Genomic DNA, 23447 nt, shown 5'->3' on the forward strand with positions numbered 1-23447 from the left:
ACCACCGCTTTCCGGTACTATCAACGACAAAAAAGGGGAACTGACATGACAAGCAATTCAAAGACTGGCGACACCAAGAAACAAGCCATCGAAAGCCTGTCCGCCAAGGCAGGCCGCGGCGAAATCTCGCGCCGGCAGTTCACGCAGCTGGCGGGACTCGTACTGGCCGGCACGCCGATGCTGCTGCGCTCGACCGGTGCTTTCGCGCAGGCCAAGGAACTGGTGCTGGTCAACTGGGGTGGTGACGCCATCACCGCTTATGACGCCGCCTACGGCCAGGCTTTCACCAAGGACACCGGCATCACCGTCAAGATGGACGGCTCGGGCCCGACAGAAGGCGCCATCGCCGCGCAGTTCAAGAGCGGCGCGCCGACCTGGGACCTCGTCGACGTCGACCCGTTCTCGGCCATTACGCTCGGCGCGCAGGGCGCTCTCGAGCCGATCGACTATGCGATCGTCGACAAGAAGAAGATGCGCGAGGGCTTTGGCTGGGAATACGCCGCCTCGACCTATTTCTTCTCCTATGTCATCGCCTATGATTCCGAAAAATACGGCAAGGACGCGCCGACCGGCATGGCCGATTTCTTCGACGTGAAGAAATTCCCCGGCAAGCGCTCGCTCTACAAATGGGGCGTGTCGAGCTGGGAGGCCGCCCTGCTGGCCGACGGCATCGCGCCGGCGTCGCTCTATCCGCTCGATCTCAAGCGCGCGCATGACAAGATCGCCGCCTTCAAGGAAAACGTCGTGGCCTATTGGGGCGGCGGCGCCGAAAGCCAGAGCGTGCTGCTCAATGGCGAGGCCTCGATGGCGATCGTCTGGTCGACGCGTGCCTCGCTGATCGAGCAGGACTCGGGCGGCAAGATCAAGTTCATCTGGGACCAGGGTCTGATCTCGCCCGGTGCGCTCGCCGTGCTCAAGGGCAATCCCGGCGGCAAGGATGCGGCGATGAAGTTCATCGCCAGCGCCCAGGACCCGGAAAAGCAGCTGGTCATGTTCGACAAGCTCGGCCAGGGTCCTGCAAACCCGGCTGCCGACGCGCTGATCCCGGCCGACAAGAAGCGCATCAACCCGGTCGATCCCGAGAACATGAAGAAGCAGATCGCGCTCGACATGGATTGGTACGCCAAGAACTATGGACCGGCGCTCGACGAATACACCAAGATCATCTCGGCCTGACCAGGGCCGGGGTAATCGGGTCGAAATGAGATCCTACCTCTCCGACAGGATGGGCGCGGCGCTGTTGATGGCGCCGCTGCTCCTGTTTCTTGTCCTGGCCTATGCCTGGCCGTTCCTCGGCGTCGTCAAATGGAGCTTTACGCTGCCGACGCCCGGGCTCGGCCAGTATAATGCACTGCTCACCGACGATCTGGTGCAGTCAGTGTTCATCCGCACGCTGCGCATCGCGGCGATCGTCACCGTGGTTTCGGTGGCCGCTGCCTACGCCATCACCGTCGTCTGGGTACGCGGAACCCCGGCACAGCGGCTGATCGCCGAGTTCTGCATTCTCGTACCCTTCTGGATTTCCGTGCTGACCCGCGCCTTCGGCTGGGTGGCGCTGCTTTCCAATCGCGGCCTGATCAACACCTGGCTGCAAGCGATCGGCTTCATCTCCGAACCGCTGGCGCTGGTGCGCAACGAATTCGGCGTCATCGTCGGCATGACGCATTTCCTCATTCCTTTCGCCGTTTTCCCGCTGGCATCGGCCATGCGCAGCCTCGACGACCGCGTGCTGCTGGCAGCGCGCGGGCTCGGCTCCAGCCGCATGCGCACCTTCTGGACGGTGTTCGTGCCGATGACGCGCTCCGGCATCATCGGAGCGGCGATGATCGTGTTCGTCTTCTCGCTCGGCTTCTTCGTCACGCCGGCGATCCTTGGCGGCGGCCGCAGCGTCATGATTGCCGAGCTGATCTATCTCAGGATCTTCCAGAGCCCGGACTGGGGCCTGGGTGCGGCCATCAGCGTGGTCCTGGTGCTGTTCGTCGGCGCGCTGATGGCGCTTTTGTTCCGTTATGTCAGACCGAAGCAGTTGATCTGATGCCGACCTATCGCCCCGGTCCCGTCTCCCTGATCATCGCCGCCTTCGTGGCTTTATTCTTGCTGATGCCGTTGCTCGCCGTCATCCCGGTGTCGCTGACGCCGAGCCGCATGCTGGCGATGCCGTCGGGCGAACTGTCGCTGCGCCACTACCGGGCGCTGGTCGAGGATCCGCGCTGGCTCCAATCGATCCTGCTCAGCATCCGCATCGGTATCGTCAGCAGCGCCTTTTCCACCGTGCTGGCACTGTGCTTCAGCCTCGGCGTGTGGATGTTCCAGCCGCGCTTCACCGCGGCGCTTGTCGGCTTCGTGCTGCTGCCCATGGTGGTGCCGCCGGTGGTCTCGGCGATCACGCTCTACTTCCTGCTCACCTCGATCTCGGGTTTCAGCTCGTTCTTCGGCTACGACACCTGGCTTGGTGTCGCCATGGCGCATTCGGTGATGACGGTGCCGTTCGCCACAGTGCTGATGCTGGTCTCGCTCAGCCAGCTAGACCGGCGCATCGACCTTGCCGCGCGCGGCCTCGGCGCCTCGGTTTGGGAACGCGCCACCCGCATCATCATGCCCAACATCAAATTCGGTATCGTCACCGCGGCACTTCTGTCCTTCGTGCTGTCCTGGGAGGAGATCGGCGTCACGCTGTTCATCACCTCGGTCAACGCCATCACCCTGCCCAGGCTGATGTGGATGGGCCTGCGTGACAACATCGATCCTGCGATTGCTGCACTCTCGGTGATCCTGATCATCATCACCGTGCTGGTGCTGGCGGTGCGAAGCTTCGTGAACCGGACGAACGCGGCGCAGTGAGAAGGCAAAGCGTGGCGTAGGCTCGCTTGAGACCTTCGGGCAAAGCGCTCCTCCCATCCTGCCTGACATCTCGCCCACAAGGGCTTCCGGCTACCCCATCGCGCGGCGGATTGTCCTGGACAGGCGGGCAAGGAATTTTGGTCGGGACGATGCGTCGAGCTTCCATGACAGCACCGCCATGGCCATTTGCCGCGGTAGCATGCCGACCGACAGGAACCAGGCGGCAAGCACGGCGCGGCGGCGCAAGGACGCCGTCATTTCGAGGCTGGCGACGGCGCCCGCCGCCGCAAGCGCCAGCCGGGAATCCTCGGCCACGGGATGCCGGTGCCTGTCCGCGCAGAGCGACGCCAGCCGTTCTTCCAGGTGGACCGGATCATGGCGAACGACGTCTGCCGGCACGACCGTCAGGCCGGCCTGCGATGCCTGGTCCGACAGCGCCGCCATGCGGTGGAAATCGTGCTCTACCCGCCAGCGTGCCCTCTCGGCGAGCTTTTCACCGAAAACCGAATGATTGGCGCCGTGGATCCGGTAGGCGCCGACACATTCATCGATGGACTGGACGTGGCCATAGAGCGGCGCCAGCGTCGCAAGATAGCCGTCGGCGCCCTGGCGGAAATCCGGTTCCGGAATCGGCATGATCGATTCCAGGGTCGTCCGGTCAAAGGCCAGCCCGCTGGTCACGGTCGTCTGGTAGCGCCCCTTGCGCAGCAGTTTCGGCATGACATCACCGCTGTCGAAGGGCAGTTCCGGCGGCGGAAAGACGTCCTTGATGCGTTGCCGGTCATCGACAATGTGCAGTCTGGATTGCACCTGGGCGGTTGCCGCGTCCCAGGTGTCGACGATCCTGGAGACGGCTTCCGGATAAAGATAATCGTCGGCGTCGAGGAAGAGGACGATTCTGCCCGAGCTTGCAGCAAAGCCGGTGTTGAAGGCGGCCGCATGCCCACCATTTTTTCGTCGCGGACAAGCGAGGATCCTGTCGCCGTAGGATTTCATGATGGTCGTGGAATTGTCCTGCGATGCATCGTCGACGACGATGACTTCGACGTCGTCGTGGTCCTGCTCCAGGGCGCTGTCGATGCTACGTTCAAGGAAACGTGCGTAATTGTAGTTCGGAATAATGATGGAAACCGGGGTTTTGTGGTGGGTAGACTGCATCGCATTCGACCTCGCATCTTGCTTTGGTTTCGGCAAACCCCGCTCGTGGGCTGCCTCCCAAGGAAAAGCCCCGCCTTTTTGTCTGGAGACTGGTCACGTCTCTCTTTCGCGACTTCATGCAAAGCCGCCATCGCCTTCGAGGATCGCAGTGGCTGACTGGGGTAAAGGGGTGTCGCCGGCCAGCTAAAGCTCCGGCGCTCCGGGCCATCGACCAGGCTCGACGGAATGGCGTCACGTTCCGTCACAGTGGGACCGCAGCGGACACCTTGAAGGCACGTCCGATACTGGCCTTCAAATGCGGCTGGAACAAGCCCGCTATCCGAAAACTGATGTCCAGAGGCGTGGGCAGATGATGTCAGGCAAAACAAACCTCACCGAGACGCGGCCAATCTTGCCTAGATCCCAACGCCGCGCCGCGCGCCCTGACGACGTTGTTGGCAAAGTCGTATCAGCATTCATCAGTCCGATGACGAATCGCCATCGCCTCTGCGCGGCGAATGACTATATCTGACAAAGTATGCAGAACACGGACAGGCTTCCGAGAGGTAATGGTAGGAAGCACAACGGTTAGGGGAAAAGGACGATGACCGCGCCCGGCGATTTGCAGCAGGCACTGTTTCTGAGGCTGAAAAGCGATGCCTCGCTGTCGAAATTGTTGGGCGGTGCCGGATTGCTCGAACGGGCAACCGACAATGCCGCTTTTCCATACGTGACCTGCGGCCAGACTTCCGCCTTTGACGGGGACACGGGCGCCGAGAACAACGATGATCAGTTGATCACGCTGCACGTCTGGTCGAAAGCCCAGGGGGAAGCCGAAACGTTTGCCATCATGGACGCCATCAAGGCGCGGCTCGCCGATGCGGTGCTGGTGATCGGCCCCCACGGCCAGACACGACTATCGCTCGAATTCACCGAGGCCCGCCATGACGAGGACCTCCTCGTGCATCACGGGCTGCTGCGTTTTCGCGCGCTGACGCAGGAAAATGCCTGACGCGCTTTCAATCTGGTCGAAACGGAGTCTAGATTGGGCTTTCGCGGGATTTGCCGGGTGGGCCGGTAAAATCCCAGGTTGACTGTCTCGCATTGCAGGGGTGTGGCGAGGATGTTTTCAGCGGCGTTCACTGTTCATTTCACGTTCAGCACCGATGCGTTACAACGCCGACCATGAAAACGCTTCGCTCCCACTTCCGAACCGCGACACTGGCGCTCTGTGCAGCCGGGCTGTTTGCGTCGCAGGCGACAGCGATGCCGGCCATCGCGCCCGATCAGGCCAGCCCGATCGTACTGGCCGCGTCCGATTGCTATGCGATCGGCCAGCAGGTGGCCGAACAGAATGGCGGAACGCTGGCCAAGGCCTCGCAATCGACACGCGGCGGCCAGCCGGTCTGCGTCATCGTCGTGCTCGTTCCGGGCAAGGATGGACAACGTCCGCGCCGTTCCGAAATCGTCGTTCCACTGAACTGACCCACTCTTCCATTTTACAGACCTCCGTTTCCCAGGCCGCCGGAATCGGCCTATATCTGACCCTAGTCCTTCAACAGGTATCGAACTCCGCATGCGCGTACTCGTCGTCGAAGATGACAAGGATCTCAATCGGCAGATATCGGATGCGCTGGTCGACGCCGGCTACGTCGTCGACCGCGCCTTCGACGGCGAGGAAGGCCATTTCCTCGGCGACACCGAGCCCTATGACGCCGTCGTGCTCGACATCGGCCTGCCGCAGATGGACGGTATCAGTGTGGTCGAGCGCTGGCGGCGGGGCGGCCGCAAGATGCCGGTGCTGATCCTGACCGCGCGCGACCGCTGGAGCGACAAGGTCTCCGGCATCGATGCCGGCGCCGACGACTATGTCACCAAGCCGTTCCATATCGAGGAGGTGCTGGCGAGGCTACGGGCTCTGATCCGGCGCGCTGCCGGCCACGCCTCGTCCGAACTGACCTGCGGACCGCTGCGCCTCGACACCAAGGCGTCGAAAGCCGATGTCGACGGCGTGCCTTTGAAACTGACATCGCACGAATTCCGCCTGCTTGCCTATCTGATGCACCATATGGGCGAGGTCGTCTCGCGCACCGAACTGGTCGAGCATCTCTACGACCAGGATTTCGACCGCGATTCCAACACTATCGAGGTGTTTGTCGGGCGGCTGCGCAAGAAGATGGGCATCGACATGATCGAAACCGTACGTGGCATGGGCTACCGCATGCGTGAGCCGGAGGCGTAACTCGGAACCGCTCAAACCAACCGCAAGGACGCCGCTTTCGCTGCGTTTGTGGCCGCGTTCGCTGACGTTCCGTGTCATCGCCTTTTCCACGGTCTGGGCGATCGTGACGCTCGTTGTCATCTTCACTCTGATCACCACGCTCTACCGCCAGGCCAGCGAGCGCGGCTTCGACAGCCTGCTTTCGGCGCATCTGTTCAACCTGATCGGCTCCATCGGTATTTCCGACAACGGTACGCTGACCGGCGCGCCCGACCTCGGCGATCTCCGGTTCTCGGAGCCGAATTCGGGCTGGTACTGGTCGGTCGAGCCCGCCTCGGAAGGCGTGCACGGCGATCTTCATTCTTCATCGATGTTGAAAAACATCCCGTCGCCGAGCGTTGCCGATGTCCCGTTCAACGCCAGCTTCCAGCGCAGCTATCCGACCGAAGGCATCGATGGCGAGCAGCTCGAAGTGTTCGAGAGCGAATTCGTTCTCGATTCCAAGAACCGCGCCGCGCGTTTCCGCGTCATGGGCAACCAGAGCGAACTCGAACAGGAAATCGCTACTTTTCAGCGCCGGTTGTTGACCTATCTCAGCCTATTCGGCGTCGGCATGATCGCCATCAACGCGATCGCCATCCTGCTCGGCCTGCAGCCGCTGCGCCGGGTCAGGAATGCGCTTGCCATGGTGCGCGAGGGTACCGCGCAAAGGCTCGACGGCCAGTTCCCTGCCGAGATCGAACCGCTTGCCAACGAAACCAATGCGTTGATCGAAAACAACAGGCGCATCGTCGAGCGGTCGCGAACCCAGGTCGGCAATCTCGCCCATTCGCTGAAGACGCCGCTCGCGGTGCTGCTCAACGAGGGCCGGGCGCTTGGCGGCGCCAAGGGACAGCTGATCGCCGAGCAGGCCGCTTCCATGCAGAAGCAGGTCGAGCACTATCTGCAGCGCGCCCGTGTCGCGGCGCAACGCGACAGCGTCGTCTACCGCACACCGGTGACGCCGCTGGTGCAGCGCATGGTGCGGGTTTTGCAGAAGCTCAATCCGCAGACAAACCTGTCGCTGTCGGTGCCGGCGACCGAAATCGTCTTTGCCGGTGAGCGCGAGGATCTTGAGGAATTGCTCGGCAATCTGCTCGAAAACGCGATGAAATGGGCTAGGAGCGCGGTTCTGGTCTCGGTCGTGCCTTTGACCGGCAAGGACGATCCGGCCGGCCTGTTTGAGATCGGCATAGAGGATGATGGCCCAGGCATTCCCGAGGACAAGGCGCGCGAGGTGCTGAAGCGCGGACGGCGTCTGGACGAGACGAAGCCGGGAACAGGTCTGGGGCTGGCCATTGTCGCCGACCTCGTCAACGAGTATGGAGGCGTCCTGGCGCTCGAACGGTCCGGCATGGGCGGATTGAAGGCGGTGGTGCGATTGCGGAGCCTTCAGTGATGTTCACCAGGGCCAATCGACATAGAGGGACGGAAGATGTTATTGGCGGCATGTCGATTGGTCCCGCAGCGACCAGCGGCCAAATTTCCGACAAATATCAATACTATGGGCACGCCGACTTCTCCGATGACGCGGCCCCCGGGCTCATCCGTAACAGGCTCCAACTCAAGAAAACCGGTTGTTGGCATGAAGATTCGCGTCGCGCTTGTTTCCGCATTGGTGGCCGTTTCCGGCTGCACCACCTTGAGTGGCAAGGGGCCAACCATAGCAGTGACACCGGCCTCGACGCCTCCTTCCAGCGGCAAGGTGACCACGACGATCATTTCGGCGATGGGCGGCGGCCTCATCGGTGGGTCGATCGGCGCCGGCCTCAGCGAGGCTGAAAAGCGCAGTGCGCTCGAGGCTGAATACAAGGCGCTTGAATATACCGCCAGTGGCCAGAAGGTGGCATGGAAGGGCGCCCAGGCTTCGCGCTATGGCGAGGTGGTTCCGGCACAGCCCTATCGCGTCGGTTCGCAGGACTGCCGCCAGTACACGCAGACGGTGTTCACCGGCGGGGCCGGGGTCACGGCACGTGGAACCGCTTGCCGCAACACCGACGGCAGCTGGACGCCGCTGACCTGACCGTCTGCCGGCGGTCGGCGCCTGGCGCCGATTCCGTCAAAGCGTCGCAGGATGCATCTGTTGGCAGGGCAGGGCTCTGCCTTTATTGGAAGAACCATGCTGTTCTGGGTCATAGCCGCAATTCTCACGCTGGGTGCGAGCCTGGCGGTGCTGCTGCCGCTGACCGCCAGCTCGAAGGGCGCGTCGTCGAGCGGCGATCACGATCTCGAAGTCTATCGCGACCAGTTGTCCGAGCTCGACCGCGACGCAGCGCGTGGCTTGATCCAGCCGGCGGAAGCGACTGAGGCCCGCGCCGAGATCGCCCGCCGCATCCTTCGCATCGATAGTTCGGCCGGCACGGCATCCGTTGGCCGAGCGGCGGTCGCGGCAAGGCTGGTGGCAACCGCGGCCGTGCTGGTGGTGCCGCTGGTCAGCTGGGGCCTTTACAGTCAGCTCGGCTCACCCGATTTGCCGTCCCAACCGCTCAGCGAGCGGTTGGCCAAGAATCCGGCCGACAGTTCGGTCGACGAACTGGTGGCGCGGGCTGAAGCCCATCTTGCCGCCAATCCTTCCGATGGCAGGGGCTGGGATGTACTCGCGCCCGTCTATCTGCGCATGCAGCGCTTTTCCGACGCGGCGGCGGCCTATCGCAACGCCATCCGCCTTGACGGCGATAGCGCCGTTCGCCAGGCTGGTCTTGGCGAGGCGATCGCCGGTGCGGCGGGCGGCATTGTCTCGGCCGATGCCCAGGATGCCTTCGAGGCGGCGTTGAAACTCGACCCGGCCAATGCGAAGGCCAGCTTCTACCTGGCCATGGCACTGGCCCAGGAGGGCCGCGCCAAGGAGGCAGCCACGGCCTGGCAGGCAATGCTGGGCAAGCTGCCGCCGGATTCGCCGTGGCGCGGTGCGGTCGAGCAGGCATTGGCCAAGTCCGGCAGCCCCGAAGTTGCCTCAGGCGGGACCACGAATGGTCCCGATTCCGGCGATATCGATGCCGCATCCTCGATGTCGCCGCAGGATCGGGAAGCCATGATCAACACGATGGTCGCTGGTCTCGACGACAAACTGCGACAAAATCCGCGTGATCCGGAAGGATGGATGCGGCTCGTTCGTTCCTATGTCGTGCTGGGAAAGGCCGATCAGGCGCGCGAGGCGCTGGGTCGCGCCATTGCCGTCTTTGGAGCCGACAGTGACGAGGCGAAAAAAATCACCGCCTTTGCCGCCTCGCTTGGCCTGACGGCGACGGAGTAGAGTAAGACATGACGCGCAAGCAGAAACGATTATCGGTGATCGCGGGCGGACTGGCTTTCCTCGGTGCCGCCACCGGGCTGACCTTCTATGCGCTTGGCCAGAAGGTGTCCTATTTCTACATGCCGGCCGACCTGACCACCGCCAGCGTTCAGCCTGGCCAGCGCATCAGGCTAGGCGGACTGGTCGAAAAAGGCACGATCCAACGCGGGCAAGGCGCAAAGGTCGGCTTTTCGGTCACCGACACGCACAAATCGGTCAAGGTCATCTATACCGGCATTCTGCCCGACCTTTTCCGCGAAGAGCAGGGCGTGATCACCGAGGGCGCTTTCGGCCCGGACGGGGTCTTCGTTGCCGACAGCGTGCTCGCCAAGCATGATGAGCGCTATATGCCCAAGGAAGTGGCCGATGGCCTGAAGGCCAAGGGCGTCTGGCAGGAGAGCAAGAGTGAGTAACTCTGGCGGAAGAGCAGGAGTAAACTACGAGCGCAACCATGGTTGAAACCGGTCATTTTGCCTTGGTTCTGGCGTTTGCGCTGTCGCTGGTACAGACGATCGTGCCGCTGTTTGGTGCGCGCCTGAACAACCAGCGCCTGATGGCTGTCGGTGGTCCCGTCGCCGTAACCGGCTTTGCCCTGACGGCGCTGTCTTTCGCAGCACTTGCGAGTGCCTATGCCAGTTCCGATTTCTCGGTGGCGAGTGTTTGGGAAAACTCGCATTCGCTGCAGCCGCTGATCTACAAGATCACCGGAACCTGGGGCAATCACGAAGGCTCGATGCTGCTCTGGGTGCTGATCCTGACCTTCTTCGGTGCCCTCGTCGCCGCTTTCGGCTCCAACCTGCCGGCAACGCTGCGCGCCAATGTGCTTGCCGTGCAAGGCGCTATCGGCGCCGCCTTCTTCCTGTTCATCCTGGCGACATCCAATCCGTTCGTCCGGCTCAATCCGGCGCCGATCGAAGGCCGCGATCTCAACCCGATCCTGCAGGACCTCGGCCTCGCCATTCATCCGCCGTTTCTCTATCTCGGCTATGTCGGCTTCTCGATCTGTTTTTCCTTCTCGGTCGCCGCCCTCATCGAGGGACGCATCGACGCGTCCTGGGCTCGCTGGGTGCGGCCGTGGACGCTGGTCGCCTGGATGTTCCTGACCGGCGGCATCGCCATGGGATCATACTGGGCCTATTACGAACTCGGCTGGGGCGGGTTCTGGTTCTGGGATCCGGTCGAAAACGCCTCCTTCATGCCGTGGCTGGCGGGCACCGCACTGCTCCATTCGGCCATCGTCATGGAAAAGCGCTCGGCGCTGAAGATCTGGACGCTGCTGCTCGCCATCCTGACCTTTTCGCTGTCGCTGCTCGGCACCTTCCTCGTGCGTTCGGGCGTGTTGACCTCGGTCCACGCCTTCGCCACCGATCCGACACGCGGCGTCTTCATCCTGTGCATCCTGACGCTGTTCATCGGTGGCTCGCTGGCGCTGTTTGCGCTGCGCGCCTCCCGGCTGACGGCCGGCGGCCTGTTCCATCCGATTTCGCGCGAAGGGGCGCTTGTCCTCAACAATCTGTTCCTGACCACGGCGACCGCGACCGTGCTCGTCGGCACGCTCTATCCGCTCGCTGTCGAGGCCTTTTCAGCGGACAAGATCTCGGTCGGCGCGCCGTTCTTCAATCTCACCTTCGGACCGTTGATGGTGCCGCTGTTGCTGGTGGTTCCGTTCGGGCCGCTGCTGGCCTGGAAGCGCGGCGATGTCTTCGCCGTCGCGCAGCGCCTGATGGTGGCGTTTGCCGCAGCCCTTCTGGCAACGCTTGTCACAGCTTTGTTCATCGACGGTGCCTCGGTGTTTGCAGCCCTGGGCGTTGGCCTTGCCGTCTGGCTGATCCTTGGCGCGCTCACCGATCTTGCCGTCAAATCCGGCTTTGGCAATGTTGCCGCGGGGATCATGGTCAGGCGCTTGCTCGGCTTGCCGCGCTCGGTCTTCGGCACCGCCTTCGCTCATCTTGGTCTTGGCCTGACCACGCTCGGCATCGTCGGCACGCTTTGCTTCGGGACCGAAAAGATCCTATCGATGCATGCCGGCGAGACCGTCGAACTCTCCGGCCATAAGGTGCGTTTCGTCGGGCTTTATCCAGCCCAGGGGCCGAACTACAGCGAGGATCGCGGCCGCTTCGAACTGATCGGCGTCAGCGGCAGTCCTGTCGGCGAAATCAGCTCCGCCAAGCGGTTTTATCCGGTGCGGCAGATGACGACGACGGAATCCGGCATCAGGACGATCGGCCTCTCCCAGCTCTATATCTCGCTCGGCGACGAGGGCAATGACGGTTCCGTCGTGGTGCGTCTGTGGTGGAAGCCGCTGGTGACGTTGATCTGGGGCGGCGGCCTGGTGATGATGGCGGGCGCGGCGATGTCGCTGATGGACAGGCGCCTGCGCGTCGGTGCGCCGTCGCGGCGGCGCAAGCAGGCGAGCGCGGTGCCGTCCGCGGGCCTGCCATGAGTGCACGGCTTTCGCTGACCTCCATTGTCCTGTTGCTGGCGCTGTTTTTTGCCGGCGCGGCAATGGCGGTGAAGCCTGACGAGATGCTGCCCAATCCGGCGCTCGAGGCACGAGCGCGGGCGCTGTCGGAGGGTCTGCGCTGCATGGTCTGCCAGAACCAGTCGATCGACGAATCCGACGCCGACCTTGCCCGTGACCTGCGCATCCTCGTGCGCCAGCGCCTCGTCGCCGGCGATACCGACCAGCAGGTGATGGATTACGTCGTCTCCCGCTATGGCGAGTTCGTGCTGCTGAAGCCGCGTTTCGATCTGCGCAATGCGTTGCTGTGGGGCACGCCTGTCCTGCTGTTGCTGGTAGGAGGCGTCTTCATTGTGCTGATCACGCGATCGCGCCGCACGCTGGCGACAAAATCCCTGTCCGCCGAAGAGCAGGCATCGTTGGACGCCATATTGCGCCGCGACTGACGCTGCGGTCGCTGCCAAACATTACCAAAGTTTCATGTGTCGGAAATGGCGCTGTAATGTGCGCCTGTCTAATTCTCTCTTCCCGAGGATGCCGATCACGCAGCGTCCATTTGAAAGAGGATACGAGAATGAATATTGCCCCCAATTCATATTCCGTCACCCGTAAGCGTCTGCTGGCTGCCGTCGCTTCTATCGCCGTGGTCGGTGCGATTGGCGTCGGCGCGCTGACCAGCGGAACCAGCCCTGTTCTGGCCGACGCCGTGCGCGTCGAGGCGCCGCAGGTGCCAGGCTTCGCCGATGTCGTCGAGCGCGTTTCTCCCGCCGTCGTCAGCGTCAAGGTCAAAGCAAAGATCAGCCCGGCGGCCGATGACGGCTCTGACCAGTCCGACGATCCGGATGGCATGAACAACATGCCCGACAACCCGCAGCTGCGCCGCTTCTTCAAGGAATTCCGCGGCTTTGGCGATCAGGATGGCCAAGGCGGCAACAGGCGCTTCAGCCACCGTGATCACAACAACGACCAGCCGCGGCCGGTTGCGCAGGGGTCCGGCTTCTTCATCTCCGATGACGGCTATCTCGTCACCAACAACCACGTCGTTTCGGAAGGCTCGGCCTTCACCGTGGTGATGAATGACGGCAAGGAACTCGACGCCAAGCTGATCGGCACCGATCCGCGCACCGATCTTGCCGTGCTCAAGGTCGACGGTGTCGGCAAGTTCACCTATGTCGACTTCGCCGACGATTCCAAGGTTCGTGTCGGCGACTGGGTGGTGGCCGTCGGCAATCCGTTCGGCCTCGGCGGCACAGTCACCGCCGGCATCGTCTCGGCCCGCGGCCGCGACATCGGCGCCGGCCCCTATGACGACTTCATCCAGATCGACGCCTCGGTCAACCGCGGCAATTCGGGTGGCCCGACCTTCAACCTCAACGGTCAGGTCGTCGGCATCAACACCGCGATCTTCTCGCCGTCCGGCGGCAGCGTCGGCATCGCCTTCGACATTCCCGCCTCGACCGCCAAGCAGGTCGTTCAGGACCTTATGAAGAGCGGTTCCGTACAGCGTGGTTGGCTCGGTGTCGAAATCCAACCGGTCACTCCCGACATCGCCGAATCGCTCGGCCTGAAGTCCAACAACGGCGCGCTGGTTTCCAGCGCCCAGGACAACGGTCCCGGCAAGAAGGCCGGGATCACGGCCGGTGACGTAATCACCCAGGTCGACGGCAAGGACGTTGCTTCGCCGAAGGAACTGGCGCGTCTGATCGGTGCCTTTTCGCCGGGCAAATCGGTCGACGTCACGGTGTGGCGCGACGGCAAGAGCCAGGCAGTCAAGGTCGATCTCGGCACGCTGCCCACCAGCGACAAGCAGGCATCTGCCGACCAGCCGCAGCCGCCTGCTCCGGCCAGGCCCGACACTCTGGCCGATCTCGGCCTGACCGTCACCAAGTCCGAAAACGGCAAGGGACTGGTGGTCACCGACGTCGATCCCGACAGCGATGCCGCAGATCGCGGCATCCAGCCGGGCGACGTCATCACATCAGTCAATTCGACCGAAGTGAACGGCACCGACGACGTCACCAAGGCGATGACCGACGCGGTCAAATCCGGCCGCAAGGCAGTGCTGATGCAGATTACCCGCGACGACACCAATCGTTTCGTCGCGCTGCCCGTCGCCAAGGGCTGAAGCTGCTCGACTTTTCCAGTGCGGCCGTTTCAAACACCCCCGAGCCGCCGCACGGGAAAGCATGGAGGAGCGTGCGTTAGTCAGTCATCGTGCTCTCCCCCGGCGGCAGCGGGCCTCCCATCGCCCGCTGCCGCACTATCCCTGGATTTCGTCGGAAAGCTCCGGCATTTCGTCAGAAAGCCTGGAGTGTCGTCTGAAAGCTTTCAGCGGTCTTCGCGCAACGACATCGGAGACAAGGACTTTATCGCGCACGGCTTCGGATCTTGATCGCGATGCGCTTTGGCAAAGGCCACAATGCAGATGTCTGCCACTCAACGTTCCGGCGAAATCGCGTATAACAGTCCTATGAAGATTCTCGTCATAGAAGACGATCGCGAGGCCGCGGATTACTTGCAGAAAGCCTTTACCGAGGCCGGTCACACCGCGCATGTCGCCGGTGATGGCGAAACCGGCTTCGCGCTCGCCGACGCCGGCGACTACGACGTGATGGTCATCGACAGGATGATGCCGCGCCGCGACGGCCTATCGGTTATTGCCGGTCTCAGGTCCAGGGGCAACACGACGCCGGTGCTGATCCTGTCGGCGCTCGGCGAGGTTGATGACCGGGTCACCGGCCTGCGCGCCGGCGGCGACGATTACCTGACCAAGCCCTATGCTTTTTCCGAGCTTCTGGCCCGCGTCGAGGTGCTGAACCGCCGCGCCAGCGCCAAGGAAGCCGAAACCGTCTACCGCGTCGGCGATCTCGAACTCGACAGGCTGTCGCATTCGGTCCGCCGCGCGGCGCGCGAGATCACATTGCAGCCGCGTGAATTCCGCTTGCTCGAATATTTGATGCGGCATGCCGGGCAGGTGGTGACGCGCACCATGCTGCTCGAAAATGTCTGGGACTACCATTTCGATCCGCAGACCAATGTCATCGACGTCCATGTCTCGCGGCTGCGCGGCAAGATCGAGAAGGGCTTCGACAAGCCCATCCTGCATACGGTTCGCGGCGCCGGCTATATGCTGAAGAGCAGCTAGCGGCAGCATGGCTCTTTCCGTGCCAGCCATCATGAAGACGACGGCAGCGCGGCTTTCGGCGCTCTACCTCTTGCTCTTCGCGCTCTGCGCGGTGGCGCTCGTCTTCTACATGACCTCCCTTTCGGCGCGCATGCTGACGGCGCAGACCCAGGACACCATCAATGACGAGGTGCTCGGTCTGGCTCGCGCCTATCAACGTGGCGGCCTGCCGGTGTTGGTCCGTGTGGTCGAGGCGCGCTCGCGCCAGCCCGGCGCAAACCTCTATCTGATCGCCGACGCCAACGGCCAGATTCTGACCGGCAATGTGCAGAGCCTTGAACCGGGCGTTCTCGAAACCGAAGGTTGGACCAGCAGTCCGTTCTCCTACCAGCGCTTTGGCGAAGGAGAGCTCGAACGTCTGCGCAATCTGCCCGCCGAGCAGGGTACCAACCAAACCGAGCAGAACGACGCGCAGGCGCAGGGCGAAACGGGCCACAACGCCATTGCGCTGGTGCTGCGGCTGCCGAACCAGATGATCATGCTGGTTGGTCGCGACCTTGGCGAGCCGGAGCGATTTCGCGCCGTCATTCGCCGCGCGCTGATGCTGGCGCTCGGCATGATGGGGCTTGGCGGGCTGCTGATCTGGTTCTTCGTCGGCCGCGCGGCGCTGAAGCGCATCGACAGTGTGTCGGAGGCCAGCCGCCGCATCATGGGTGGCGACCTGTCCGGCCGGCTCCCGGTGACCGGGACCGGCGACGAGTTCGACCGGCTTTCCGAAAACCTCAATGTGATGCTGGCCAGGATCGCCACGCTCAACGAAGGCTTGAAGCAGGTTTCCGACAACATCGCGCATGATCTGAAGACGCCGCTGACGCGGCTGCGCAACCGGGCAGAAGCGGCGCTTTCGGGCAAGCACAAGACTGCCGACTACCGCCAGGCGCTGGAAGGCACCATTGCCGAATCCGACCAGCTGATAAAAACCTTCAATGCCATCCTGATGATCTCTAGGCTGGAGGCAGGCTACTCCTCGGAAAACACCAACCGAGTCGATCTGGCGGAAGCCGTGCGCGATGTCGTCGAACTCTATGAGCCGGTGGCGGAGGAGGCAGGCGTGTCGCTGGAGGCCGACGTGCGGGAGGCGACCTTCGTCAACGGCAACCGCGAACTGATCGGCCAGGCGTTGTCGAACATCGTCGACAACGCCATCAAATATTCGACCGACGCCGCCGCTCAGCCGGCCGTGCGTGTAGCCCTTGAGCGAACCGGCACGGATGTTCGGCTGTCGGTCGTCGACAATGGCCACGGCATCCCCGACGACAGCGACCGCGCCCGCGCGACGGAACGTTTCGTGCGGCTGGAAAAGAGCCGTTCGCAGCCGGGTTCCGGCCTCGGCCTCAGCCTCGCCAAGGCCGTCATGACATTCCACAATGGCCGGCTTGATCTCTTGCCTGGCAATCCCGGACTATCCGTGATCATGAGTTTCCCGGCACGGGAGGATCACTGATGAGCACGGCTGCGAGGGCGACGGATTGGCTGTTGAAGCCGGCGACCAGCCTGGCTCCGCTGGACGAGGACCGTTCGCGGCAGGAACTGGCCGAGATCGCTTCCGCCGCCCGCGAAGAAGGGCTGACGCGGCTGGCCAAGTTCTTGGCCGGCAAAGGGGAGGGCCAGGATTTCCTCGCAGCTGTCTTCGATCTGTCGCCCTTCCTGCGCGACACGGCGCGTCGCCGGCCGCAGATCCTCGACGGGCTATTCGAGCAGGCGGTCGAGGATCGGCTGAAGGCGATCGGTGCTGCCATCGACCAGGCGCATTTGGCCGAGTCGGTCTCGGAATCCGGCCTGATGATGGAACTGCGTCAATGGAAGGCCGAGGCGCATTTCTTGATCGCGCTGGCCGATCTTGCCGGTGAAGCCGAAACGGCGCTGACGGTGCAGCGGCTGAGCGACCTTGCCGATGCTTGCACCCGTGCGGCCGTCGACTTCCTGCTGCGCGACGCGCATGGCCAGGGCAAGCTCAAACTGCCGGATCTCGACAGCCCATCGAAGAAATCGGGCTGGATCCTGCTCGGCATGGGCAAGCTTGGTGCGCACGAGCTGAATTTCTCCTCCGACATCGATCTCGTGGTTTTCTTCGATCCGGAAGCGCCAGCCGTGATCGATCCGCTCGACGCCACCGAATTGTTTTCCCGCCTGACGCGCCGCCTGGTGCGTATCCTGCAGGATCGCACCGAGCACGGATATGTTTTCCGCACCGACCTGAGGCTGCGCCCCGATCCGGGTTCAACCCCGCTGGCGATCCCAGTCGAGGCCGCGCTACGCTACTACGAGGCGCGTGGCCAGAACTGGGAGCGCGCCGCCATGATCAAGGCACGCCCGGTGGCCGGCGACCTGGCCGCTGGTGCGGCCTTCCTCAAGGAGCTGCAGCCCTATATCTGGCGCAAATACATGGACTATGCAGCGATCGCCGACGTCCATTCGATCAAGCGCCAGATCCACGCCCACAAGGGCCATGGCGAGATCGCCGTGAAGGGCCACAACGTCAAGCTCGGGCGCGGCGGCATCCGCGAGATCGAGTTCTTCGTTCAGACCCAGCAGCTCATCGCCGGAGGACGCTTCCCGGAATTGCGTGGCCGTGAGACCGTGCCGATGCTCGGCCAGCTTGCGGCACGCGGCTGGATCACCGCCGATGCGCGCGACGCGCTGGCTCGTCAATACTGGTTCCTGCGCCGCGTCGAACATGCCGTGCAGATGGTTGCCGACGAGCAGACCCACACGCTGCCGGAAGACGATGAGGGGCTGGAGCGCATCGCGCGCATGCTAAGCTTTGCCGATGCTTCTGCCTTTGCCATGGCGTTCCGCACCTCGCTGCAACAGGTCGAACGCCACTACGCAGCACTTTTCGAAACCGCGCCGGAGCTTTCGACCGGCATCGGCAATCTGGTCTTCACCGGCGATGTCGACGATCCCGATACGTTACAGACCTTGCATGGCCTCGGCTTTCACAGGCCGAGCGACATCTGCCGCGTCATTCGCGGCTGGCATTTCGGCCGCTATCGCGTCACCCAGTCGGCGGAGGCCCGCGAGCGGCTGACGGAACTGACGCCGGCGCTGCTGCGCTCCTTCGGCCAGACGCGCCGGGCGGACGAAGCCCTGATGCGCTTCGACGAGTTTCTCGCCGGCCTGCCCGCCGGCATCCAACTGTTTTCCTTGCTGCAGTCCAATCCGGCCCTGCTGAAGCTTCTGGCGACGATCATGGGTGCGGCACCCCGGCTGGCGGCGATCATCACACGCCGCCCGCATGTCTTCGACGGCTTGCTGGACCCGGCCTTGCTGACCGAATTGCCGGACCGCGCCTATCTGTCGGCGCGGCTTTCAGCCTTTGTCGACGGCGATCGGCTCTATGAGGACGTGCTCGACCGACTGCGCATTTTTGCCTCCGAGCAGAAATTCCTGATCGGCGTGCGGCTGCTGGCCGGCTCGATCGATCCGGCGCGGGCCGGCCGCGCCTTTTCCGATCTGGCGGATCTCACCATCGAGGCGGCGTTGCAGGCGGTGACGGCCGAATTCGCGGCCCGTCACGGCACGATTGCCGGCGGCGTGGTTTCGCTGCTCGGCATGGGCAAGCTCGGCAGCCGCGAGCTGACCGCCGGATCGGATGTCGACCTGATCCTGCTCTACGATCACGCGCCGGATGCGGAAGAGTCCGATGGCGACAAGCCGCTGGCGCCTTCGCATTACTACACCCGCATGACGCAGCGGCTGATCGCGGCCGTGTCCGCGCCGACGGCGGAGGGGGTGCTCTACGAACTCGACCTGCGCTTGCGGCCATCCGGCAACAAGGGGCCGGTGGCCACCCATATCGATGCCTTCAAGAAATACCAGCGCCAGGAAGCCTGGACGTGGGAGCACATGGCGCTGTCGCGGGCGCGCGCCATAGCCGGCGACGCCAACCTGTGCAGCGAGGTCGAGGCGGAAGTGGCGGCGGTGCTCGGCCAGCCGCGCGACGCGGCAAAGGTGATGGCCGAGGCCTCGGACATGCGCGCCATGATCGAAAAGGAAAAGCCGTCGCGCGATCTCTGGGATATCAAGCTGATCCCCGGCGGCCTGATCGATCTCGAATTCATCGCTCAGGTGGCTGTCATCACCGGGCAGGTCGAGGCCGGGCCGCGTGCCCTGGCCGTGCCACGTGCCCCGGCCGTGCCAATTGCTCGTGCCACCGGTACGGCCGAGATCCTGTCGCGCCTGGCGCCGGGCTTTGCCGATGCAGGGATAAGGCAGGACCTTTGCGATGCTTATGCGCTTTATCTGGCACTGACCCAGATGACGCGGCTGTGCCTCACCGGAGCCTTTGAGCGCGACGACGTTCCGCCGGGGCTTTCGGATCTGCTTCTGGCGGTGACCGACCTGCCGGATTTCGGTGTGCTGGAAGCGCACCTCAAAGAGACGTCGCAAAAGGTCAGGAAAGACTTCGACCTTCTGCTTCGTACGGGATGACCGCGACGAGCGGCTATCTCGGCTAGAGCATCGGACCCAAAAGTGGAAACCGGTTTTCGGAAAATCCGATGTTCAAACAAAGAGACAGAGCGGCAACAGGATCGAAGATCCGCCGCTCTGGCATCGGGGGTGACGATGCAACAGGAGAAGACCATGAGAAAGTCAACCAAACTTGCCCTTGCCTTCGTAGCCTTGGCCGGCGCCGTCGGCACCACGGCCTATGCCGAAAACAATGCCAGCGCAAAAATACGTGAGGGCACGATGGTGCGCCTCAACAAGGCGATGAAGGATTCGAACGGCACCATCACCTTCGACCAGTTCTCCGACGCCATGAACGCACGGCTGAAGAAGCTCGTCGCCGACAATGGCGGCAAGCTGACTGTCGCCCAGCTTGCCGACGCGCTGGAGAAGGCGCGCTTCGAGCAGATGGCCAGACGCATTATCGCCCGCTACGACACCAAGGGCGACGGCACGCTGACGTCAGACGACATCACCAGTCGGGAGAAGAAAGTCTTTGCCATGCTCGACAGGAACAATGACGGCAAGGTCGAGAAGAGCGAACTGCCCAAAGGCGGCCGCTTTGATCGCCACCGTCAATGGGGCGGCGACGGCAACGACGGCAGTATGCAGTGAGGCTGCAGGCTCCGGCGGCGTCAGCCGGAGCCTGTTTGCTAGGCAGCGACCTTGATGGCTGGCGCGGCTTTCTTCACCGGAATGCGCACCGACACGATCGTGCCGACGCCTTCGGTCGAACGGATTTTCAGCGCGCCGCCCTGGAGCTCGGCCAGCGAGCGTGAGATGGCAAGGCCAAGGCCGGATCCGGCATGGCTCTTGGAGAACTGGTTTTGCACCTGTTCGAAAGGCCGGCCGAGCTTGCCGAGCGCGTCTTTCGGTATGCCGCAGCCATTGTCCTCGATCGTCAGCACCAGCGCGGCGGACGTGTTGCGGGCTCTGACCGATATGCGGCCACCCTGGCCGGTGAATTTCACCGCATTGGACAAAAGGTTGATGACGATCTGCTTGATCGCACGGCGATCGGCGACCAGCGTCAACGCGTCGGCGATGCGTGTTTCCACGGTGATCGCCTTTTGCGCCGCCTGCAGCGAGACGACGCGAACGGTCTCGCTGATCAGCGGGCCGAGGTCGATCTCTTCCCGGTCCAGCGAGAACTGGCCGGCCTCGATCTTCGACATGTCGAGAATGTCGTTGATGACCCCCAGCAGATATTTGCCGCTGCTGTTGATGTCGGTGGCGTACTCCTCGTAGCGCTCCGACCCGAGCGGACCGAACAGGCCCTGTTCCATCAGTTCGGAGAAGCCGATGATGGCGTTCAGCGGCGTGCGCAACTCATGCGACATGTTGGCCAGAAATTCGGATTTGGCCCGGTTCGCCGCTTCGGCGCGCTCGGTTTCCTTCATGTATTTGCGGTTGAGGTCGACCAGTTCGCGCGAGCGCTCCTCTTCGGCCCGGCGGGCGAGACTGAGATCATGGATCGTCGCCATAAGCCGGCGTTCGCTGTCGACCAGCTTCTCCTGGTGCAGCTTGATCTGGGTAATGTCGGATCCAACCGAAACGATGCCACCGTCCCGGGTCGTCAGTTCGTTGACCTGCAGCCAGCGGCCATCGGCCAGCTGCCGCTCGAAGGTGGCGCCACCTTGCAGTCCGCTGGTGTTGGCAAGCCGCCGCTCGGAAGCAAAGGCTTGCATGCGTTCTTCAAGAGCCGCGCGTGTGACGCCCGGCATCACGTCGCGGTCCGAAAGCCCATTGTCCTGCTGGTACTTGGAATTGCACATGATCAGGCGCTGCGCCGAGTCCCACAGCACGAAGGATTCGTTGATGTTCTCGATCGCGGTCCTGAGGCGAAGGTCGGCCGCCTCGGAACGCAGCGCCAGATGACGCTGTTCGGTGACGTCGACGGCGATGCCGATCAGCTGGATCTCCGGCGCTTCCGGATCGATGACCTGCGCCCGTGCGCGCATCCAGACCCATTGGCCGTCGGCATGCCGCATCCGGAACACCTGGTCGATGTGGTCGATCTCGCGTGCGACGATTCTGTTGGCAAGCTCGAACAGGTCGCCGTCCTCGGGATGGATGATCTGATCGACCTCGCCGAAGGACAGCATCGTGTCGCAGGGCTTGTAGCCGAGCATATCGTACATCGAGCGCGACCAGTACATCTTGCCGCGCACCATGTCCCAGTCCCACAGGCCGCAGCGGCCGCGAACCAGTGCCATGTCGATGCGCTGATGCGCTTCGAGGTAGATGCGGTCAGCCGCCTGTGCGCGCGCTGCCTGGCCGAAATAGGCGTAGAGGATGATAATCAGTACGCCGGCCGTCAGCACGAACAGGGTGACGTTCATCGAAACCGTCTTGCGCCAGGCATCGAAAACCGCGTCCTGCGGCACCAGCGCCGCCGATGCGCCCTTTCCACCATTCGCCAGGCTGACCGCCGCATACCAGTCCCGTCCGTCGATGTTGACTTCCATGACGCCGGCACGATCGCCGAACATGAACAAGGGCTGGCCGCCCTCGACGAGGCCGTCGAGCGAATGGCCCTGCCATGGCATCGAGCGCGGTGTCACCGCGACTATTCTGAAAGCACTGTCGGTGATGACGAGCACATGGCTGCGGCCCATCGCGCCCTGACGGCTGGTGGTCTCCAGCAGATCCTGGATGGCGCCGGGCACCGTGTCCGAAGTGGTGGCGAGCGAACTGGCCAGCTGGCCGGCCGCCAGCGTCAGGATTGCCTTGGCATTGCGTTCGACATCGTCGCGCTCGTTCATCAGCGACAGCACGCGCAGCGCCGCGATGACGATCAGGAAAGTAATGATGAGGACGGGTATCGATCGGCGCAACAGCGGCTCGGCGGCCAGCAGCCGCCGGTAGGCCGGTTCGGCGATGAGCCGCGTATTCCCGGCAAGGCCGTCGCTTCGCGTCTCGCGATGCGCAAAAGCCGTCCCTCCGGGCGCGCCCCACGCGTCCGCCTTCGCCATAAATGGCACTCCCCGAATTTGCCTATGCTGCTTGGTGATCCGGCAAACGCCGCACATCCGAATCGTCAGTAAAGAATCAAAGGTGATTCGCCTTGTCCAGTGGTCCGGCGAAAAAAGATTAAAAATCGACTAAAATAATGCCGAAACGGCCCAATGCCTTCTGGCGCGCGACCGTCTCTCTGGGTTGCTTGACAAGTTGTAGTTTATAAACTACATTTCCCTATGATCGATCTGAAGCAGACCGAAACGTTCCGAAAGTGGTGGACGCGGCTAAGGGATGAGCGCGCCCGAGGTGCGATCTTTGCTCGGCTTGACCGTCTTGCCTATGGGCACCCGGGAGATGTCGAGCCCGTGGGGGAAGGGATAAGCGAGTTGTGCATCCACTACGGCCCCGGCTACCGCGTCTATTTTCAGAAGCGGGGGAGCACGATCATCGTCCTCCTGTGCGGCGGCGATAAAGGCACCCAGAAGAAGGACATCGCGACGGCGAAACGTCTGGCAAAAGAATGGAGTGAATGACATGGCTGAAAAACTGACAACCTTTGATCCGGCCGAAGGCTTGACCTCCGACGAGGCGATTGCGGCATTCATGGCGGAAGCATTTGCTTCCGAAGATTCCGGCTATATCGCGCATGCGCTGGGGGTCGTAGCCCGCGCCAAAGGCATGGCCCAGATAGCGAGCCAGACGGGACTTTCGCGTGAACAGCTTTATCGCTCGTTCAGTGAGAACGGCAATCCAACCCTGAAAACGACGATTGCCGTGATGAAGGCGCTTGGGATCGAGTTGACCGCAAAGCCCCAATCCCATCAGCCGGGACTGGTTTAACGGGTGCTTGAAGAGATTG

21 protein-coding genes are annotated in these 23447 nt (G+C 63.0%); 19 read left to right on the forward strand and 2 right to left on the reverse strand.

Translation table 11 applies throughout. From position 1 onward, the window contains the following. The first annotated feature begins 45 nt into the window (after positions 1 to 45). Genes NKI73_RS01470 through NKI73_RS01480 form a run of 3 tightly spaced genes read left to right on the forward strand, consistent with a single transcriptional unit; the run spans position 46 to position 2841 of the window. Positions 46 to 1176 (forward strand): ABC transporter substrate-binding protein, encoded by a 1131-nt coding sequence (locus tag NKI73_RS01470; protein ID WP_352626807.1) that lies wholly within the window; start codon positions 46 to 48, stop codon positions 1174 to 1176. Positions 1177 to 1201: 25 nt separating this feature from the next. Further along, positions 1202 to 2035, forward strand: coding sequence for an ABC transporter permease (locus NKI73_RS01475; protein WP_352626809.1), 834 nt, complete (start codon positions 1202 to 1204; stop codon positions 2033 to 2035). Next, positions 2035 to 2841 carry an ABC transporter permease gene (locus NKI73_RS01480; protein ID WP_352626811.1) on the forward strand — a complete coding sequence of 269 codons (807 nt, stop codon included), beginning with the start codon at positions 2035 to 2037 and terminating at the stop codon, positions 2839 to 2841. The genes NKI73_RS01475 and NKI73_RS01480 overlap by 1 nt, the downstream gene beginning before the upstream one ends. Before the next feature lie 90 nt (positions 2842 to 2931). Here NKI73_RS01480 and NKI73_RS01485 read toward each other — a convergent pair whose 3' ends face one another. After that, positions 2932 to 3999, reverse strand: coding sequence for a glycosyltransferase family 2 protein (locus tag NKI73_RS01485; protein ID WP_352626813.1), 1068 nt, complete (start codon positions 3997 to 3999; stop codon positions 2932 to 2934). A gap of 583 nt (positions 4000 to 4582) precedes the next feature. On the opposite strand from NKI73_RS01485, the gene NKI73_RS01490 reads away from it, so the two are divergent. From NKI73_RS01490 to NKI73_RS01555, 14 genes are all read left to right on the forward strand, one after another. Further along, positions 4583 to 4990 carry a DUF3168 domain-containing protein gene (locus tag NKI73_RS01490; protein WP_352626814.1) on the forward strand — a complete coding sequence of 136 codons (408 nt, stop codon included), beginning with the start codon at positions 4583 to 4585 and terminating at the stop codon, positions 4988 to 4990. 173 nt (positions 4991 to 5163) lie between these two features. Further along, positions 5164 to 5463 (forward strand): hypothetical protein, encoded by a 300-nt coding sequence (locus NKI73_RS01495; RefSeq protein ID WP_352626816.1) that lies wholly within the window; start codon positions 5164 to 5166, stop codon positions 5461 to 5463. Between the two features lie 91 nt (positions 5464 to 5554). After that, positions 5555 to 6220: a response regulator transcription factor gene (locus tag NKI73_RS01500; RefSeq protein WP_023812809.1), complete on the forward strand. Its 666-nt coding sequence runs from the start codon at positions 5555 to 5557 to the stop codon at positions 6218 to 6220. Next, a complete protein-coding gene (locus NKI73_RS01505; RefSeq protein ID WP_352626819.1) occupies positions 6204 to 7637 on the forward strand; it encodes an ATP-binding protein in 1434 nt (477 codons plus the stop codon). Before NKI73_RS01500 ends, NKI73_RS01505 begins: the two co-directional genes overlap by 17 nt. Before the next feature lie 186 nt (positions 7638 to 7823). Continuing rightward, positions 7824 to 8261, forward strand: coding sequence for an RT0821/Lpp0805 family surface protein (locus NKI73_RS01510; protein WP_352626821.1), 438 nt, complete (start codon positions 7824 to 7826; stop codon positions 8259 to 8261). 96 nt (positions 8262 to 8357) lie between these two features. Then, a complete protein-coding gene (gene ccmI, locus NKI73_RS01515; protein ID WP_352626823.1) occupies positions 8358 to 9491 on the forward strand; it encodes a c-type cytochrome biogenesis protein CcmI in 1134 nt (377 codons plus the stop codon). Between the two features lie 8 nt (positions 9492 to 9499). Further along, positions 9500 to 9943: a cytochrome c maturation protein CcmE gene (gene ccmE, locus NKI73_RS01520; protein WP_352626825.1), complete on the forward strand. Its 444-nt coding sequence runs from the start codon at positions 9500 to 9502 to the stop codon at positions 9941 to 9943. A gap of 38 nt (positions 9944 to 9981) precedes the next feature. Then, positions 9982 to 11973, forward strand: coding sequence for a heme lyase CcmF/NrfE family subunit (locus NKI73_RS01525; RefSeq protein WP_352626827.1), 1992 nt, complete (start codon positions 9982 to 9984; stop codon positions 11971 to 11973). Then, on the forward strand, positions 11970 to 12437 hold the full coding sequence (locus NKI73_RS01530) for a cytochrome c-type biogenesis protein (RefSeq protein WP_352626829.1): 468 nt from the start codon (positions 11970 to 11972) through the stop codon (positions 12435 to 12437). Before NKI73_RS01525 ends, NKI73_RS01530 begins: the two co-directional genes overlap by 4 nt. Before the next feature lie 128 nt (positions 12438 to 12565). After that, positions 12566 to 14116, forward strand: a complete 1551-nt coding sequence (locus tag NKI73_RS01535; RefSeq protein WP_352626831.1) for a Do family serine endopeptidase — start codon at positions 12566 to 12568, stop codon at positions 14114 to 14116. 345 nt (positions 14117 to 14461) lie between these two features. Further along, positions 14462 to 15136 carry a response regulator transcription factor gene (locus NKI73_RS01540; protein ID WP_352626833.1) on the forward strand — a complete coding sequence of 225 codons (675 nt, stop codon included), beginning with the start codon at positions 14462 to 14464 and terminating at the stop codon, positions 15134 to 15136. 7 nt (positions 15137 to 15143) lie between these two features. Further along, the gene (locus NKI73_RS01545; protein WP_352626834.1) at positions 15144 to 16619 is read left to right on the forward strand and encodes a sensor histidine kinase; all 1476 of its coding nucleotides are present in this window, start codon (positions 15144 to 15146) and stop codon (positions 16617 to 16619) included. Continuing rightward, a complete protein-coding gene (locus NKI73_RS01550; RefSeq protein ID WP_352626836.1) occupies positions 16619 to 19609 on the forward strand; it encodes a bifunctional [glutamine synthetase] adenylyltransferase/[glutamine synthetase]-adenylyl-L-tyrosine phosphorylase in 2991 nt (996 codons plus the stop codon). The genes NKI73_RS01545 and NKI73_RS01550 overlap by 1 nt, the downstream gene beginning before the upstream one ends. A 153-nt stretch (positions 19610 to 19762) precedes the next feature. Then, positions 19763 to 20242, forward strand: a complete 480-nt coding sequence (locus tag NKI73_RS01555; protein ID WP_352626837.1) for an EF-hand domain-containing protein — start codon at positions 19763 to 19765, stop codon at positions 20240 to 20242. A 38-nt stretch (positions 20243 to 20280) separates the two neighbouring features. Here NKI73_RS01555 and NKI73_RS01560 read toward each other — a convergent pair whose 3' ends face one another. Further along, complete coding sequence (locus tag NKI73_RS01560) at positions 20281 to 22602, reverse strand: PAS domain-containing sensor histidine kinase (RefSeq protein ID WP_352626839.1); 2322 nt, start codon at positions 22600 to 22602, stop codon at positions 20281 to 20283. 222 nt (positions 22603 to 22824) lie between these two features. Here NKI73_RS01560 and NKI73_RS01565 point away from each other — a divergent pair, with 222 nt between their 5' ends. Both NKI73_RS01565 and NKI73_RS01570 read left to right on the forward strand, forming a co-directional pair. Further along, positions 22825 to 23121, forward strand: coding sequence for a type II toxin-antitoxin system RelE/ParE family toxin (locus NKI73_RS01565; RefSeq protein ID WP_352626840.1), 297 nt, complete (start codon positions 22825 to 22827; stop codon positions 23119 to 23121). A 1-nt stretch (position 23122) separates the two neighbouring features. Beyond that, positions 23123 to 23428, forward strand: a complete 306-nt coding sequence (locus NKI73_RS01570; RefSeq protein WP_352626842.1) for an addiction module antidote protein — start codon at positions 23123 to 23125, stop codon at positions 23426 to 23428. Positions 23429 to 23447: the final 19 nt, after the last annotated feature.

It is taken from the genome of Mesorhizobium sp. M0496 (genome assembly GCF_040321205.1).
Taxonomy (GTDB): Bacteria; Pseudomonadota; Alphaproteobacteria; order Rhizobiales; family Rhizobiaceae; genus Mesorhizobium.